The organism is Arthrobacter sp. P1_B3 (assembly GCF_056406615.1).
Window position 1 is genome coordinate 26,672 of record NZ_JBFTZV010000012.1, and the last position, 16,890, is coordinate 43,561.

Consider the following 16,890-nt stretch of genomic DNA (forward strand, 5'->3'; position numbering starts at 1 on the left):
GCCTAGCCGTCCAGAGTGCCCAACGCCTGCTCCAAATCGGCCCAAAGGTCTTCCACATTCTCAATGCCCACGCTCATCCGGACCAGGTTGTCCGGTACGCTCTCCGGCTCGGCCGTGTGCCGGCGCCGGCGTTCGATCAGGGATTCCACCCCACCCAGGGACGTGGCGGGGAGCCAGAGGTGCAGGGCGCGGATCATCCGGTCCGCGGCCTCGGCGCCGCTGATGCCACCGTCCCGCCCAGCTACCGGGGCAACCTCAATGCACAGGATGGACCCGAACCCCTTCATCTGCTCCTTAGCCCGCACGTGGCCGGGGTCCGAGGCCAGTCCGGGGAACCGGATGCCGGCAATCCGCGGATGACCGTGGAGCCGTTCGGCCAGGACCTGGGCCGACGCCTGCGAACGCTCGATCCGCAGCGCCAGGGTGCGGAGCCCGCGCAGCGCCAGCCACGCCTCGAACGGTCCGGCGATCCCGCCGTGGATGGTGCGGTGGTGCAGCAGCGCGGCGCGGAGACCGGCGTCGGAGGTCACCAGCGCACCGAGCACGACGTCGGAATGGCCGGAGAGGTATTTGGTCACCGAATGCAGCACGACGTCGGAGCCCAGGCTCAGGGGCTGCTGCACCAAGGGCGTGGAAAAGGTGTTGTCCGTGACGACGATCGCACCGGCCTCATGCGCCGCGGCGGTCAGGGCCCGCATGTCCGCGACGCCGAGCATGGGGTTGGTGGGACTCTCCAGCCACAGCATGCTGGCGGCGCGGCCGCCGGCCGGGGCAATTGCGGCCACGACGGCGTCGGTGTCCGCGATGTCCACCGTCCGCAACTCGAGGAAGCCTTTGGCCGCCAGTTCGGTGGCCATGGTGACCGAGCCCGCGTAGCTGTGCGAGGGCATCACGAGCACGCCCTGGGCGGGCACCAGGGACAGTGCCGAACTCACGGCGGCGAGCCCAGAGGCGTAGAGCAGCCCCGGCAGCTCCGCACCTTCCAACTGGCCCAGCGCCTCTTCGAAGGGGTCCCACGTGGGATTGGAATACCGGCCGTAGCCGCGATCGCCGTCCCCCAGCGGTCCGGTGCCGAAGTAGGTCGAGGACAGCACAAGCGGCGGGTTGACGGGTTCGTCGCGGGTGCGCGGCGGGCGCCCTGCCGCCACAACCAGGGAATCCGGCGAAAGCGCGGCGGCCTGTTGTTCAGAAAGACTCATGGAGACAGGGTACGTGGGCGCCCCGCAGGGTACCCAAGGCGTTACGCCGGGCACTGAAGTGTCGGTGATTGTCGGTACTCTTGAACGGTGACTACCCAGAGCCCCGGAGCGGCCCGCCGACCGTTGCCCGGACTGTTTATTGCCTTCGAGGGCGGAGACGGCGCCGGCAAGTCCACGCAGGCGGCCGAACTCGCCAAAACGCTGGAATCAGGGGGCTTCACAGTGCTGCGGACCCGGGAACCGGGCGGCACCGCGATCGGCGAGAAGCTGCGTTCCCTCGTGCTGGATCACGGCCACGGCCACATCGACGCCCATACCGAGGCCCTTATTTTCGCGGCGTCCCGTGCCGCGCACGCGAGCCAGGTCATCCGGCCCGCCCTGGAACGCGGCGAGATCGTCCTCACGGACCGGTACATCGACTCTTCGGTCGCGTACCAGGGCGCCGGCCGCGGCCTCGGGACGGAGGCGGTCCGGGACATCAATGCCTGGGCGACATCGGACCTGCAGCCGGACCTGACGGTACTTCTCGACGTCGAGCCCGCTGTTGGCCGGCAACGGCGCACAGCCGGCGAAGCCCCCGAAGACCGCCTCGAGTCCGAGGCCGACGAATTCCACGCCAAGATCCGGGCGGCCTTTCTGGACCTGGCAGCGGCAAGGCCCGAAGCCTATCTGGTGCTGCCCGCCCGTCTGCCCGTCGCCGAACTCGCGGCCCGGATCTTCGAGCGCGTCGAAACCTTGCTGGCTGTCACCCAAAGCAGCATGGCATGACCGTCTGGGACGATCTTCAGGGCCAGGACGCCGTCGTGGCCCAGCTGCGCCAGGCGGCCCAGGGTGAGGGGCTAACGCACGCGTGGCTTTTCACCGGCCCGCCCGGCTCCGGCCGTTCCAACKCCGCGAAGGCCTTCGCTGCGGCCCTGAACTGTGACCAGGAGGACGTCAGCCTGCGCGGCTGCGGCGAATGCCCGGCGTGCCTGACCATCCTCGGCGAGACCCATTCCGACGTCGCGTTCGTGCGCACGGAGAAGGTCACTATCACCATCGATGAGGCACGCGAGCTCGTGTCCACCGCCGGGAACCGGCCCTCGTCGGCCCGGTGGCGGATCATCGTGGTGGAGGATGCGGACCGGATGGCCGAGCGGACCACCAACGTGCTGCTCAAGGCCATCGAGGAACCCACTCCCCGCACCGTCTGGATGCTCTGCGCGCCCTCCCCCGCCGATGTCCTCGTGACGATCCGCTCCCGCTGCCGGCCAGTGGCGCTGCGGCTTCCGCCGGCCGCCGCCGTCGCGGCCCTGCTGGTTAAGCGCGACGGCGTGGACCCGGCGGTTGCCGAGCGCGCGGCCCGCGCCGCGCAAAGCCACGTGGGGATCGCCCGCCGCCTGGCCCGGGACCCGGAGGCCCGGGAGCGCCGCCTTGAGACGGTGCGGTTTCCGCTGTCCCTTCGCGGCGTCACCGCGGCGGTCATGATGGCCGAAAAGCTGGTCAAGATCGCCACCGAGGAAGCCAACAGCTCCAATGACGAGCGCGACGCCGCCGAGAAGACCGCGTTGCTGGCCACCCTCGGGGCGCCCGAGAGCGGCACGTTGCCGCCGGCCATGCGGAGCCAGGTCAAGCAGCTCGAGGACGACCAGAAGCGCCGGGCCAAGCGCTCCATCACCGATTCCCTTGACCGCACCCTGACGGATTTGCTGTCCTTTTACCGGGATGTCCTGATCATCCAGATGGGGAACGCCGTGGAGCTCGTCAACGTTGAACTCAGAAGCGAACTCGAAGACTTCGCCTCCCGCTCCACCGCCGAAGTGACCCTTGCCCGCATGGACGCCGTCAACAAGGCCCGCACGCGGATCACCACCACCAACGTGGCTCCGCTGCTGACGATCGAGTCCATGGCGTCCAGCCTTATTTGACGGTCCCGGCCGCTCCAACGAACATCTTCGCTCCGTTCCTATCCTCCAAGGAGAACCGCATGAAGCCTGCTCGACCCCAGTCCGCAAGATCCCGATCCCTGGCGATCGGCATGCGGGCCGTCGGTGCCGCGGCCCTGGCCCTCTCACTGGCCTCGTGCACTCTTTTCGGCGGCGGGGGCGACGGCGGGCCGAGTGCCGCCAAATCGGGGACACCGGGGCAGGCGGACCCATCAATTGTGGCGGCGGCGCCCGAGGACCTGCGCAGCTACTACTCCCAGCAGGTCGACTGGAAGCCGTGTGAGGGCAGCTTCCAGTGCGCCAAGGTCAAGGTTCCGCTGGACTACAGCAAGCCCGACGGCGACCGCATTGAGCTTGCCGCCATCAAGCTAGCCACGAATGGCGACAAGAAGGGCACCCTGCTGGTCAATCCGGGTGGCCCGGGCGGCTCGGGCTACGACTTCGTCCGGGACGCGGCCAACACCAACATCTCGGACAAGGTCCGCTCCGCCTATGACATCGTGGGCTTCGACCCCCGCGGCGTGAAGCGCTCCGCCCCGGTCACGTGCCTGACAGACAAGGAACGCGACGCGTCCCGCGCCAAGATCTACGCTCTGGACACCGACGCCGGACTGGACGCGGCCCTCGCCGACAACAAGGCCATCGCGGCCAAGTGCGTGGAGAAGACCGGCCCGGTCCTGGCCCACATCGATACGATCAGCGCCGCGAAGGACCTCGACATCCTCCGCGGAGTGGCCAACGACGCGAAGCTGAACTACCTCGGCTACTCCTACGGAACCCTCCTGGGCTCCACCTATGCATCGCTGTTTCCGGACAACGTTGGCCGGTTGGTCCTGGACGGCGCCATTGACCCGTCCCTGAGCTACGAGGAACTGACCAGCGGGCAGGCCGTGGCCTTCGAGAAGGCCCTCCACGCCTACGTCGCAAAATGCCAGCAGAGCAGCGGTTGCCCGCTCACGGGAAGCACCGAGGAAGGCGTCCAGCAGATCCACAACGCCATCACCGCGGCGGAGGCGAACCCGCTGCCGGCGAAGGACGGCCGGAAGGTCTCGGGTTCGACGTTTGTCAGCGGCCTCATCATCCCGCTCTACAACAATGACAACTGGCCGATCCTCACCCGGGCGCTCGCAACCGCCCTGGCCGGCGACGGCACGGGCATGCTCCAGCTGGCCGACTTCGGCGCCGACAGGGACCCCAGCGGCACCTACACGTCGAACAGCACCTTCGCCTTCAACGCCATCAACTGCCTGGACTACCCGATGGTGTCCGACACCGCTTCCATGCGGGCCGAGGACCAGAAGCTGCGCCAGCTGTCGCCAACGTTGGGCTACTACTTCGCCTACGGCGGAAGCAACTGCAAGGACTGGCCGTACAAGAACGCCCGGACCCCTGCCGCGGCTGAGTACAAGGGCTCGGCCCCGATTGTTGTTGTTGGGACCACAGGCGATCCGGCTACCCCCGTGGAATGGGCCAGCGCCCTGCGCAAGCAGCTCGGCAACGCCTCGCTGCTGACATGGAAGGGCGAGGGCCACACGGCCTACGGCCGCTCCAACAGCTGCATCGGCAACGCCGTCGACGACTACCTGGTGGACGGCAAAGCCCCGGCGGACAACACTGTCTGCTAGGACCGCGATGGGGCCGCAAGGCGGCTTCTGCCGCTCATTTTGACCCGGACGCCGGGACTCTATTACAGTTGTCTCTTGCATGATCCGCCCGGTTCGCCGGGCATTCATGTGGTTGCTTCCTTAGCTCAGTTGGTAGAGCGTCTCACTCGTAATGAGAAGGTCGCCAGTTCGATTCTGGCAGGAAGCTCGGGAAGAACCCCCGGAAATCAATGATTTCCGGGGGTTCTGTCGTTTTGCTTGACAGTGCCGCGCACCTGTGCATTCCCACCATTTTCGATCAGTTACCGGCATCTCCGTACTTTTTTCGTCACCACGGCCTGCTCGACCGGAGTGGTTCGCCTTCTAGGATCCCGTCCCGGTCACGCGAAGCGTCCCGACAGTCGACATGGAGAGCAAGACGGTGGATTTCGACCGGGTTGCAGGGGTTTGGCTATGGGTAGTGTGAAATGGTTCCATGAGGATCACTGCAGAGGTCGACATCCCCGACGAGCTAGTCGGGGCCGCGAGTGACGGATCTCTTGTGGTCTTCGTAGGCGCAGGGGTGTCGCTGAACCCGCCCTCCGATCTACCCCTTTTCGATGGTCTGGCAAAGAGCCTTGCGCAACTGCAGGGCGTTGCCCTCGAAAAGGACGTCCCGCCCGACGCATTCGTCGGACGACTCTGCGACAACGCCCCGGTCGTCCGCGAACAGGCCCGCGCAATCATTTCGGCACCAACTTCTCGGCCGAATGACACACATCGAGCAATCGTGCGGTTGGCGAACGCATCTGCAGCCTTCCGCCTTGTCACAACCAACTACGACGAGCACCTGACGTCAGCCGCGGATGACGCTGGCATCGATGTCGGAGACGTCTACCACGGACCCGCTGTGCCGCTTGGCCGGGACTTTACTGGGGTGGTTTACCTGCATGGAAGAGTGTCAAGACCGGCGATCGAGATGGTGCTGACCGACGATGACTTCGGCCGGGCGTATCTGACAGACGGCTGGGCACGGACGTTTGTACAAGACCTGTTCATGAACCGAACCGTGCTCTTTGTCGGCTACAGCCACAATGACTTAGTCATGAAGTACCTCGCGCGAGGTCTTCCACCTACGACCAGCCGATTCGCGTTGACGGAAATTCCGGGTGACCCGAAATGGAAGGACCTGCGAATTACTCCGGTGAGCTACCCCGAAGAGAACAAACATGCGGCGCTGACTGCGGTTCTCGAAGCCTGGGCTGACAGACTCCAGATGGGGCAGCTAGACCACCGGGCCCAGGTCAAGGACATCGTGCGCGGCACTCCCCCTAAACTGCCCGTGGAGGCCGACTACATCGCATACGCAGTAACAACTCCTGCAGGAGTTCGAGCTTTTGCTGAGGAGGCCCGTGGCGCCGAGTGGCTTCGGTGGGCGGAGGACCAGCCAGTCTTCGCGAACCTGTTTGCTGGTGGTTCGTGCTCGTCCGATGAATCTCTAGTGCTCGTCTCTTGGTTTGTTGATAGGTACGTGAAAGATCAGGATTCAGCAGATCTGGCTCTCGGAACGCTCGCCCGTCTTGGTCCTATTGTTTGTAACGAGGTGATGCGCGAGATGGCCCGCTCCGTATACTTCCTCGGTAAATCCTCACCGGAACTCGCCCGGAAATGGTCAACAGTGGTTTCCGGTGCTTTGGTCACCCACACCGCGAACCCTGAGGAAATCTGGTTATCCCCCTACGGATCGACCATTACCGGGGCCTCCGCCGTCCCCATTCTGAGGCGGGCCACGCGACCACGCCTTGTCCTGAGCGAAGACAGGCTATGGTTCGCGACGGAATTGTCCGAAGAGCCGACACGGGTGAAAGGCGAAATCGCGTGGTCAGGCCGTAAGTCGGACGTGAAGAAACTTTGGGATTCGGTCCGAGACGAGCTCTCCACAGTTGCCGTTTCCGTTCTCCAGATATTCGAACAGTCGCTGCGGGACGCCTACGAGATGCTCGAGACGTTCAACGGTCACACGGCCTGGGACCGCTGGAGCTTCAGCAGATCCGCGATAGAACCCCACAGCCAAGACCGGGCGCCATACTTCGAGAACACACTCATCGACGGCCTCCGTGACGTAGGTGTGCTCTTGACCGCTGAGGACAAATCGATAGTGGGGCGCTGGCTATTGGACCCTCATGCCCTGTTCCGGCGTCTTGGTATTCATCTGCTGACGGAAGACATGAGCACCAGCGATCAGGAGAAGCTGAAGACGCTGCTCGACGGCCAGCATCTCTTCGATAGGGCAGTCAAACATGAGGTGTACCGACTCCTTGCCAGAATCGCGGCCGGACTCAATGGAGAGGACAGAGAGCGCCTGCTCGCTCAGATCCTTGAAGGACCGCCGCCCATCGACGTAGACCATGAAACCGAGGCAATACTCCGCCAGCAGAGCATTCTTGACGTTGCAGAATGGCTAAGCCGTTATGTACAAGGCTGGCAGCAACTGGACGTTGCAATCGCCGAGATCCGCACTAACCGCCCTGGGATTCGCGTCCGGGAGCACCCGGACTTTGGCCGCTGGATGGAATCTGGCACATGGGACGGAGAGCTCCCCTTCGACGTCGACGAGTTCAGCGAACTCATCGACAGCGATGGACCGGACGAGGGCCTCCGACAGCTCGTTAGCCGCGATTACAGCGAGCGGAGATTCGACGAGCCGACATGGGATGATGCGTGCTCCCTTGTCCGTCAGGTCGTCGCGAAGCGCCCAGACATCGGTCACCTCCTACTTCCCGCCGCCGAGCTACAGAAGGCAGAACGTAGAGACGACCTCATCTTCGCCACCATAAGCGGATGGAGCGATACAACTCTGCCTGATCGAACGATGCACGACGCACTGCAAAGCGTCAAAGACCTGGTCGACCGAGTGGAGTTCGCCCAACCGATCAGCGAGCTCTGTCTGTCAGCAGTGGAGAAAGCCGAGACACGGGAGCCACAGCTCCTAGAGGAACTAGACACCCTCGCTTCTCTGCTCTGGAACGCCCATGCAGCCACGTTCGATGACAGCCGGACCGATGACTGGTTGATGGTGGGCCTCAACACCTGGCCCGGCTTTCTTGCCCAATACTGGATCAACAAAATCCGACTGCGCTGGCGTGCTGAGCGCGATGACTGGCAGGGGTTCTCCACCCCAGAGAAGACCACGATCTCGACAATGCTCACAGCAAAAACAGCAGCTGGAAACCCGGCGTTGGCCATACTCGCTAAGGAGGTCTACTTCCTCTTCGCCGCAGATGAGGCATACACAGCCGCGAACCTCTTCCCGATATTCGCCATGGAGCTGGACACCCGTGCACCACACGCTTGGACAAGCTACCTGCACAATCCCCGGGCCAACGACGCCTTTCTCGACGCCGGCTTCTGGCAGCTTCTACAGAGCATCAGCGCGCATACTTCTGATTTCCCCGACGACTATATCGATCGGCAGTACTGGCAAATGCTCGCTTCCATCTGCATTCACTCAAGCGCCACCGCCGTCCATCGGGACCAGCTCATCGACCGACTCGCAGCAGAACAATCAGGTGCTCAAATCGTGAGCTTCATTGGCGCCTTGGCGGACATACTGGCGGACGCTGAAGATCTCGAAGCCAATCAGGCCTGGAACTCTTGGATTCGCGATACGATCCACAAACGCTCTCAATCCCCACCCGGGGTCCAAACGCTCGCAGAAAAGTCTGCATGGGGAGATATGGCCCTTCGGATTGGCACGCCGATGGTCGAGGCCCTCGTGCTGTGTGACACCGCACCTGGTCCGCTGGGTCCCGGGACGACCTTCAGTGAAATTCCAGAGGCGGTTCTCCGCGCCGACTCCAACCTGCTCGCAGAAGTTGTGACACACCGAATTCACGTAACGCCGCAAGCTGACGGCCACATCGACCACGAGCTCAACTCCCTTGCACTTAGGCTCATCGAAAACTCAGTGGACGCCGCGTTGATTCGGACAATGGCAGAGAGCGCGATGAAAATCGGCATCCACAGGGCAGCAAACTGGGTGAGCTAGGCCTGCGGATGCTCGGGAGTGGGTCGAGCAGAGTGCACGCGAGCCTTGGCGAAGCCACCCGCCGCGCCTGGGCCAGTACCTTGCCCCGGCCCCCAGGCTTCATGAACCGGGACCGTTCGTCTATCGGCACTGTCGACGCGGAGGCGTGGATGCGGATATCCCACGACGTCACCCACCGTCAGGTGCCGGCCGTGCCACCACGGCTCGTGCACGAAACAGCAGCCTTGGATTCCTGGGCTAGGACTTCCTGCCGCTTCTCACTTCGCGTATCGGTGATGCGGGTTCCCGAGGGGGCCACTCAGCGTCTCCAGATAGAGGCGAACGTCTTTAATTCCCTAGTTCGCCATAACGGCGAGATGCGAGGGCCTATGAAGTCTCGCCGATGAACGTGCTGTTCATCGGCGCGATTCTCGACGCATATCGGGACGGGCACCACATGCGGTTCCAGTGACACGATTATTCATGGCTGGATGATCTCTCCTGGCTTGAGCCGATTGCAGCTACGGTACCGAACCACAGCTTTGAACCATCTCGCGCGAGTCGCGCGCGCCGATCTTCATAATCCGGCATGACCCGGCCAAGTAGCGCCCAAAACGCAGGTCCATGATGCGGTTCTTGCAGATGTGCCAGCTCGTGGGCGAGGACGTAGTCGACCAAGTTTGGCCGCAACTGCAGTGTCGCCCAGTGGATTCGGACGCGCCCGTCTGGCGTCGCAGAGCCCCACTTGTGACCGAGGTCGGCGACCTCAATGCGCTCGGGCTGGACACGCAACCGCAGCGCCCAGTTCGACGCATTCGGAAGAAGCCACCTCAGGCCGCGGCTGCGGTACCAGTCGATGATGAGCTCGTGGCCATGATCGAGCTGCTCCTTCGGCAGGACGAGCCGGCCACGTTCGAGCTGCACGTGCTCGGCCCCGTTGTCTATGACACGGAGCTGGTGACTACGTCCGAGGTAGAGGAAGCCCTCCCCGTCGACTAGCTTCTTGGCTATCGGCTCGGAGTGTAGCCGCTCCTTCTCTGCGAGTTTGGTGTAGATCCACTTACGCTTTGAGCGGAGGAAGGACAGCAGCTCGTCGTTGTCGACGTCATCAGCCGCCCGCAGTCGCAGGCTGCCGTCGCGCTCGATCGTCAACTGGGCGCGGCGGCTGCCACCCGCCCGCTCGACAGGGACAGTCATGCCATCCAGCACGAGCACACCCGTCATGCATCTACTCCTGGCCGGCGTTGGGAAATCAGCGGCTGATTTGCCTTCGCGAGTTCAACGAGCTTGTCAGCGACCGATGGCAGCTTTTCGAAGGGCAACATGTCCCGGTCGTCGAGCAAGTTGATCAGCTCGGCTCGCAGGTCGTCCTGCGCGTGCAGGTTTTGCCAGAAGCGGACGATCAGAGCCCGATGGACGACGACAGTAGCGACCGCCTCAGCGAGATCGAGGAGGTTCAGTCGACCACCGTCGTGGAAATCCGCGTCGGTCACGAACTCGGCTTCCAGCACGCCGACGAAGCGTGCCACGAGCGGATCATCATGGGCTGGATTCGCGTCTCCGCCTTTCGTGTCGTTGGTAAGGTCCTCGAGAACCAGTACGAGCTGGTCCCATTTGCCCGTGAGATCCTTCAGGATCTCATCGAGCCGTTCGGACAGCTTGGTGTAGCGGGCGGGGTCCTCGTCGAAGTTCTTTCGGATGTGGAAGCGGAGCGCGTGCTCCATTTCCGATGCCTTGGCCTTGTCGGAGCTCAGTCCCTTCACCTTAGCGATGAAGTCCGGTGCGGTGATCGACACCGGTGGAATCCTGGTTGCGATGTCGAGGGCGGTGACGTGCTCGTCAATGAGCTCGCGCACCTTGGAGCCGTATAGAGAGGCGTCGAAGTCGCCACCGTCATCGCGGTAGCGACGGCGGGCGATCTTCTGGATGAGGCCGAGCTGCTTGGCATCGCGCACGTACGGCAACGCTTCGGGGCGCGGCAAGACCGTGTCGAGCGTGGTTAGGAACGATTTGAGCAGCACGCTGAACTTCGCCCGCAGCGACTCGTCCGCCAGGACGCCGACGCCTGCCTCGATGTCCTCCGCCAAGTCAAACGTCTCGATGCCGGCCGGAGCGAAGACAGCCACGGCGCGAGCATGGCGGTCCCGTAATTTCGGCAATTCGTCGACGATCGAGGTAAGCGCGCTGGTCACATCCGCCACGTCCTCAGGCGCATAGGCGGCGAGGGCCTTCTGCAGGTGGGCGCCCACACCGTAGTAGTCGACAAGGAGACCTGCGTTCTTTCCTGTCGCAGTTCGGTTAACGCGGGCGATGGCCTGCAGCAGTTCCGCGTCCTGAATGAAGCGATCGAGGTAGAGCACCTGTTCGATCGGGGCGTCGAATCCGGTCAAGAGCATCGTGCGAACGATCAAGAAGGCAACCGGACTGTTCTTGTCGCTCAAGGGTCCCAGCGCCTTCTTGAAGTTGGCGATGGCCGTCTCCTGCTTAGGCTTGTCAGTCCATTCGGCCCAGGTGGGGTCGTCATTGTGGTCGCCGGAGATTACCGGCACGAACTCGAGCACCTTGATCAGCTCGAGGTGCAGGCGGGCGCGCAGCAGGATCTTGGTCTTGCGTTCAAGCGAGTCGATGTCGACGTTGCCCTCCACGACCTGCACAATAAGATCCGGCGACAGGGCTTCGATCTGATCGACGATCTCATCGCGGGCGGCCATCAGGGCTTCACGGTAGCGCACTGCGGCGAGCCGACTGGTCGCGCTGACCTGGGCCTTGAAGCCACCCGGCATGACAGTCGAGATGTAGTGCCACATCATCGAACGAGCCTTGTCGGCAATAAGAAGCGGCGCTTCGAGCACGGCGCCGGTGGTCGCGAAGCGCGCCTTGAGCTTTTCAAGGTCCTCAGAAGTCCGCTCGTCGAACATGTCCTCGAACAGTTCGTCGAGGTCGCTTCCGCCCTTCACGGCACCCTTTGCCGTGCGGCCCTCGTAGAAGATTGGCACGACGGCGCCGTCGGCTTCGGCCTCCCGGATGGTGTAGCTGTCGATTCCGGTGCCGAAGATCGACTCGGTCTTCTTCTTACCTTCCTTCATGATCGGCGTGCCGGTAAAACCCACCTTTGCGGCATTCGGCAGTGCGGCCATGAGGTTGGCGTGCAAGGTCGAAGTCTGCGAGCGATGGGCTTCGTCGACCAGAATGACGATCGACTCATCGGCGTTGAGCTCACCGAAAGCTTCAGGTGCGTCGTCGTCGGCCAGCCCGCCCTCACCCGCGACGGCGACGTCGTTGGCCCGGTACTTCTGGATCATGGCGAAGACGAGCGCTGGTCCGTGCTCGGTGAGCAGCGCCTTGAGCTTGGAAGACTTGCGGGCGCGTTCGACAACCTCACCGGACAGCTTGGCGGTCTCGGACAGCTGCCTTTCCAGGTCAGTTCGGTCTGTCACTACGACAACCTTGAACACGCGCAAGACCGGGTCCGAACGCATGGCTCGCACAAGGAAGACCATTGTCAGGCTCTTGCCCGACCCCTGCGTGTGCCATATGAGGCCACCGCGGCGGTCGTGCTCGCCGTCCTGCAGCCGGGTCTTGCCGGTCCGCAGCCGCTGCAGCGCGCGTCCCACCGCCCGGTACTGCTGGTAGCGGGCGACGATCTTGAAGCGCTTGCCACCAGACTCAGTGAATAGGGTGTAATGGCGCGCGATGTCGAGCAGGTTGGTCTTCGTCAGCATCCCTGCGGCCATCAACTCCTGGCCGGTCAACTGATTGGCTGGTTTTCCTAGCTGCAGGGCGAGCTCGTCCTTGGTAAGTGGCGCCGGATGTTTCCACTCCAGGAAGTGCTCAGGCATCGACGTGAAAGTTCCGACGCGAGCCTTGTCGCCGTATGTCGAGACCATGAACTGATTCGTCCAGAACAAGCTCTCGTTGCCTTCCGGCATCCCGAGATCGCGCTGGTTCGTGTAGCGACGGAGCTGGTTTATGCCCTCGCCCATCGGATCAACGATGTACGGGCTCTTGCACTCAATGACGACCAGCGGGATACCGTTCACGAACAGAACGACATCTGGCAGGATGAACTTCTTCGACTGGCCGCCCGGCTCATCAACCCGGAACTGGCTGATCGCGACAAAGTCGTTGTTTTCTGGGTTATCCCAGTCGATGAAGTGGATCCGCTGGTTGCGGCCCTGGTCCCAGCCGGGCAGACCGGAGACCGGTATGCCCTCATGCAGCAGGTTCGTCATACGCGCATTGATCTCAAGCAGCTTTCCTACTCCAGGACGAGTGAGAGCCGAAACTGCCTCCGAGATACGGGCAGTGTCGAGCCACGGGCTGCCGTCGGGTCCAGGGTTCAGGTCGTGGAGCGCCATGCGGAGCCTACCTTGCAGGATCACCTCACGGAAGTTGCTGCGATCGGTGACCGAGGGATCGTACTTATCGCCAACGAATGTTGTGTAGTTGAGCCCGACAAGTTGATCGAGAAGAGGCCTCTCGACCTGAGTGTACTCAGCGCCGTTGTTCATGCCGCGTCACCTCCCATCACACGGACTCGGCCAGACAGCAGATCATCCGAGAGCGCCGATCGAAGCATCTTCAGCTTGATGGCTGCGGCTCGCTCCTTCGAGGCAAGCGTTTCGGTTGCACGCAACGCGTCAACGATCTGTTGCTGACGTGCAAGCGGACGCAGTGGAACGGGGAACGCCTTGATCTGCGTCGAGTTGATCGAGGCAAGGTTTGTTGTCTGCTTAGAAGCCGCCATGAAATAGCGCTTTCCGATTTCCGAGCCGGTGACGATCGATAGGTAATCAGGATCGAGCACCGAAAGTGAGCAACGCACGCGGAAGACATGGTTCTGATGGAGGCACCCAGCTATCTCGCCCCTCCAAACCGTCCCTCGCCCCAGCTTGTCAGCATCGCCGCCCTCGTTCATGAGCACATCGCCTGGAGAGAGCTCGAACCTCTCGAGATCCGACAACCGAACTCGGACGAACTTGATCTCGGCGAGATCAAGATGGCCATCCTGCACGTTYGCGACTCGTAGATATGGTCGCCGGACCGTGCCCGGACCACTTGGCTCGGAACCTAGAGTGACCCCGGACGCAACTTTCGCGATCTTCCCAAGCGGAACAGTCGAGTCGGCATCGTTTGTCGACAACATGTCAGCGATTTGCCCTCGACGTAAACCGTCGAGCTTGGCGATCACACGCTTGGTGAGTGCAATCTGCTGGTCGATGGCATCGAGACCTTCAACGATTCGTCGCTGTGACCCAAGATCGGGCTTAGGGAGCTCGAACGCCAGCAGCTCGCGAACTGAGATCCCACGGACGGTCGAGCCCGTTGCTATCGCGTCAAGTCGGGGACGCAGGTGGGTTAGTGAGTGCAACAGATATCTACCGTCAACATCGTGGGCAGGAAAGAGGGCCTTCAGATCCTGGTTGATCGCGACGTCGACGGTCGGGATAGCCGATCGTCCGACCGCCATGCGTGTACACACGATTGGCGTACCCGCAGGGATCAAGGCCGCCGCTGACCCGTACAGGCCACCTTCCGAGATGTGTTCCTGAGTGGCAGATAGCTCAGTCTGGCCTTCGACAATGTCCTTGACCGAAACCCACGGAATCGTGCCCTCCCAATTTGCTTCCACGGACCGAGGGGGCGTCCCTCCTCCCACTACACGAGTGACGAAGTCTGACAACGGCGCCGTCAAAACCCGGCTACTCATAACCGAGCTCCTTTAGGAAGGCCTCCACGCGGCTGGCAGCCGACTGTCGCTCGGCTTCGAGCGAGGCCAATGTCACGCTGTACTTGTCCCACCATGAAGTGAGTGCTTCTAATAGGGCGCGACGTTGCCTGGCTACTCTCACGGCCGACTCCCGTTGGAGCTCCGCGTTGAATGTTCGACACGCGAGCTCGCGTGCTCCAGCATCGTCAAGCGAGGCGGATGCGGCGGCCAGCATCTTTCCAAACACAGCTCGCTCGGCCTTGAGCTTTCGCTTCGCGGCCGTGAGCTGTCTCTTGAGATCCTTGACTTCAGCATCGGATAGCGCGTCTTCGTCCGCCGGTTCGCCTTCTTCGCCGTCGCCGACAGTCGTCGCCTTGATCGTTGAGTCCAGCTCCGCAACCTTGGCCTCAATCTCGGCCAGTCCGTCTAGGTAGTCATGCAGGAGGGCCTTGGCGACCTTATGGTCGAGGGGATCGATCTTTGCCTTCTCCTCCGCGAGGGCGTCAAGCACCGTCGAGACCCACGCTTCGATCAAGCCCTTGTAACCGAGCGTCGCTAGAGTCTTGAAATCAGCCAAGGACTTACCCCACCATGAAGCGATAATGCCGTCGACCTGGAAACGGTCGAGCATTGTGGTCGATGCCAACGACTCGGCGAACGTCGCGAGCCACTCCTGACGCAGGGGCACGAGCTGCGCAGTCGACTTCAAGCTGTCGAGACGCGACTGCTCGGCGGCCCACCACTTGTCGATTGTGTCCGTGATAACCGTCTCGGCGGCGCGCAACCCTGAGTCGGATTCGACAAGATCCTTCAGCTGGCGCATGGTCGCCAACTTCGGATCGAAATCGTAGTAGTCGGCGTTTCGTTCAACAAATACCTTGGCGACGTCGAATCCGTGGGAGCTGAACAGATCGCCCTTGGCCTCAACCTCAGCCTTGGGAACGCCACCGTGAAGGTGAGCACGGACGTCCTGTGGCTCCGGCGGCGGCGCGGTGTCGACGTAGCGCCGGATGTTGAGGCTGTCGTCATTATCTTTGAGCTCGTTGCGGCTGACGACGCGGCTGAAGTTCTGGATGTCCTTGAATTCCCGGTATGCCGAAACGATCTTCTCGATGTGCTCGGGCTCGAGGTAGTTCTGGGCTCGACCTTCGCGATACTCGCGGTCGGCATTGATGATTAGCACCTTGTTCATGCGCTCAGTCGGTTTGGATCCCTTCGGCCGCAGCACGAGAATGCAGGCCGGGATGCCGGTGCCGTAGAACAGCTGTGGGCCCAGCCCGATAACAGCCTCGACGATGTCGTCATTGAGCAGGCCGGTCCGGATCCTGCCTTCGTCACCGCCCCGGAAGAGCACACCGTGCGGCATAATGGTGGTGACAAGGCCGTTCTGGCGGGTGACGGCCAGCATGTGCTGGACGAACATCAAGTCAGCCTTCTTGCCCTTCTCTGGAGTGAATCCGTAGCCAAAACGCTCGGGGAACTGGATGCCGTCCTTGCTGTAGTTCAGTGAGAACGGCGGATTGGTGATCACCCGATCGAAGCGCTGCAGTTCACCGCCGGAGGCGTGGGCGGGGTCCTCGAGCGTGCCGTCGTCATTGTTGCGCAGGTCCGCATCCGGGATGCCATGCAGCAGCATGTTCATCTTGGCGATCGCCCAGACGCTGCCGTCCTTCTCCTGGCCTGCAAGGGCAAGGTCACGGGGATCGCCGTCGTTCTCCTCGACGTAGTCCTTGGACAGGATGAGCATGCCGCCGGAGCCGTGGCATGGGTCGTAGACGCTCATGCCGGGCTTCGGGTCGGCGATTAATATCATCAGGCGGACGACGTCACGCGGCGTATAGAACTCGCCGCCCTTTTTGCCTGCTGAGTCAGCGAAATCGCGGATCAGGTACTCATAAGCGGCGCCGAGCAGATCCGGGAACTCAAAGTCGGCCTTTCGCAGAGGCACCTTGTTGAAGTGCACGATCAGTTCGCGCAGCTTCTTGTTCGACATGCTCGATTGACCGACTTTGCGGTTGAAGTCGATGTGCTGGAGCACGCCTTCGAGCGAGCGGTTCTGGTTCTCAAGTGCTTGTAGCGCGGCGTTGAGGCCGTCACCGATGTTTTGGTGGAGGTGACCGTGAATGTGCGGCCAGCGGGCTTCATCCGGAACGTAGAACGTACCCCGGTAGAACGCCGGGGCTTCAGCGCGTGCTTCGGCTTCTTCCTTCGTCCGACCCTTGGCTATCTGCTCCTCGATGACCTGCGACTGGGCCGCCTCGAACTCGTCGGAGGCATATTTCAGGAACAGCATGCCGAAGATGTATTCCTTGTACGCCGAGGCCTCCATGGAGCCGCGGAGAACGTCAGCTGCGGCGAACAGGTGCCGCTCAAGCTGCGGCAGTGTCAGGCGCGCCACCAGGAAAAACCTCCTTCGGAGCTGTCGTAAGTTGCAGATGGCTGATAG

At 62.5% G+C, this 16,890-nt stretch carries 9 protein-coding genes and 1 tRNA gene; 5 read left to right on the forward strand and 5 right to left on the reverse strand.

From position 1 onward, the window contains the following. Positions 1 to 2 precede the first annotated feature (2 nt). Positions 3 to 1,199 carry a trans-sulfuration enzyme family protein gene (locus tag AC1D2F_RS13915; RefSeq protein WP_476966956.1) on the reverse strand — a complete coding sequence of 399 codons (1,197 nt, stop codon included), beginning with the start codon at positions 1,197 to 1,199 and terminating at the stop codon, positions 3 to 5. An 87-nt stretch (positions 1,200 to 1,286) separates the two neighbouring features. Here AC1D2F_RS13915 and tmk point away from each other — a divergent pair, with 87 nt between their 5' ends. The 5 genes from tmk (at position 1,287) to AC1D2F_RS13940 (ending at position 8,755) form a co-directional block, all read left to right on the forward strand. After that, positions 1,287 to 1,967 carry a dTMP kinase gene (tmk, locus tag AC1D2F_RS13920; protein WP_364748172.1) on the forward strand — a complete coding sequence of 227 codons (681 nt, stop codon included), beginning with the start codon at positions 1,287 to 1,289 and terminating at the stop codon, positions 1,965 to 1,967. Further along, a complete protein-coding gene (locus AC1D2F_RS13925) occupies positions 1,964 to 3,106 on the forward strand; it encodes a DNA polymerase III subunit delta' (protein WP_476966957.1) in 1,143 nt (380 codons plus the stop codon). Before tmk ends, AC1D2F_RS13925 begins: the two co-directional genes overlap by 4 nt. A 59-nt stretch (positions 3,107 to 3,165) precedes the next feature. Beyond that, a complete protein-coding gene (locus AC1D2F_RS13930) occupies positions 3,166 to 4,749 on the forward strand; it encodes an alpha/beta hydrolase (RefSeq protein ID WP_364748175.1) in 1,584 nt (527 codons plus the stop codon). Positions 4,750 to 4,863: 114 nt separating this feature from the next. After that, positions 4,864 to 4,936 (forward strand) — tRNA-Thr (locus AC1D2F_RS13935). Positions 4,937 to 5,203: 267 nt separating this feature from the next. Further along, positions 5,204 to 8,755 carry an SIR2 family protein gene (locus AC1D2F_RS13940; RefSeq protein WP_476966958.1) on the forward strand — a complete coding sequence of 1,184 codons (3,552 nt, stop codon included), beginning with the start codon at positions 5,204 to 5,206 and terminating at the stop codon, positions 8,753 to 8,755. Positions 8,756 to 9,211: 456 nt separating this feature from the next. Here the strand turns inward: AC1D2F_RS13940 and AC1D2F_RS13945 are convergent, their stop codons facing one another. The 4 genes from AC1D2F_RS13945 to AC1D2F_RS13960 are packed head-to-tail and all read right to left on the reverse strand — an operon-like array spanning position 9,212 to position 16,842. Beyond that, positions 9,212 to 9,958 (reverse strand): M48 family metallopeptidase, encoded by a 747-nt coding sequence (locus AC1D2F_RS13945; RefSeq protein WP_476966959.1) that lies wholly within the window; start codon positions 9,956 to 9,958, stop codon positions 9,212 to 9,214. Further along, complete coding sequence (locus AC1D2F_RS13950) at positions 9,955 to 13,245, reverse strand: type I restriction endonuclease subunit R (RefSeq protein ID WP_476966960.1); 3,291 nt, start codon at positions 13,243 to 13,245, stop codon at positions 9,955 to 9,957. The genes AC1D2F_RS13945 and AC1D2F_RS13950 overlap by 4 nt, the downstream gene beginning before the upstream one ends. After that, positions 13,242 to 14,444, reverse strand: a complete 1,203-nt coding sequence (locus AC1D2F_RS13955; RefSeq protein ID WP_476966961.1) for a restriction endonuclease subunit S — start codon at positions 14,442 to 14,444, stop codon at positions 13,242 to 13,244. Before AC1D2F_RS13955 ends, AC1D2F_RS13950 begins: the two co-directional genes overlap by 4 nt. Next, the gene (locus AC1D2F_RS13960; protein WP_476966962.1) at positions 14,437 to 16,842 is read right to left on the reverse strand and encodes a type I restriction-modification system subunit M; all 2,406 of its coding nucleotides are present in this window, start codon (positions 16,840 to 16,842) and stop codon (positions 14,437 to 14,439) included. Before AC1D2F_RS13960 ends, AC1D2F_RS13955 begins: the two co-directional genes overlap by 8 nt. Positions 16,843 to 16,890 lie beyond the last annotated feature (48 nt).

Bases quoted from the DNA above. Each gene is read 5' to 3' on its own strand.
- AC1D2F_RS13915 (WP_476966956.1), bottom strand. From the start codon at position 1,199: ATGAGTCTTTCTGAACAACAGGCCGCCGCGCTTTCGCCGGATTCCCTG.
- AC1D2F_RS13930 (WP_364748175.1), top strand. From the start codon at position 3,166: ATGAAGCCTGCTCGACCCCAGTCCGCAAGATCCCGATCCCTGGCGATC.
- AC1D2F_RS13940 (WP_476966958.1), top strand. From the start codon at position 5,204: ATGAGGATCACTGCAGAGGTCGACATCCCCGACGAGCTAGTCGGGGCC.
- AC1D2F_RS13945 (WP_476966959.1), bottom strand. From the start codon at position 9,958: ATGACGGGTGTGCTCGTGCTGGATGGCATGACTGTCCCTGTCGAGCGG.
- AC1D2F_RS13950 (WP_476966960.1), bottom strand. From the start codon at position 13,245: ATGAACAACGGCGCTGAGTACACTCAGGTCGAGAGGCCTCTTCTCGAT.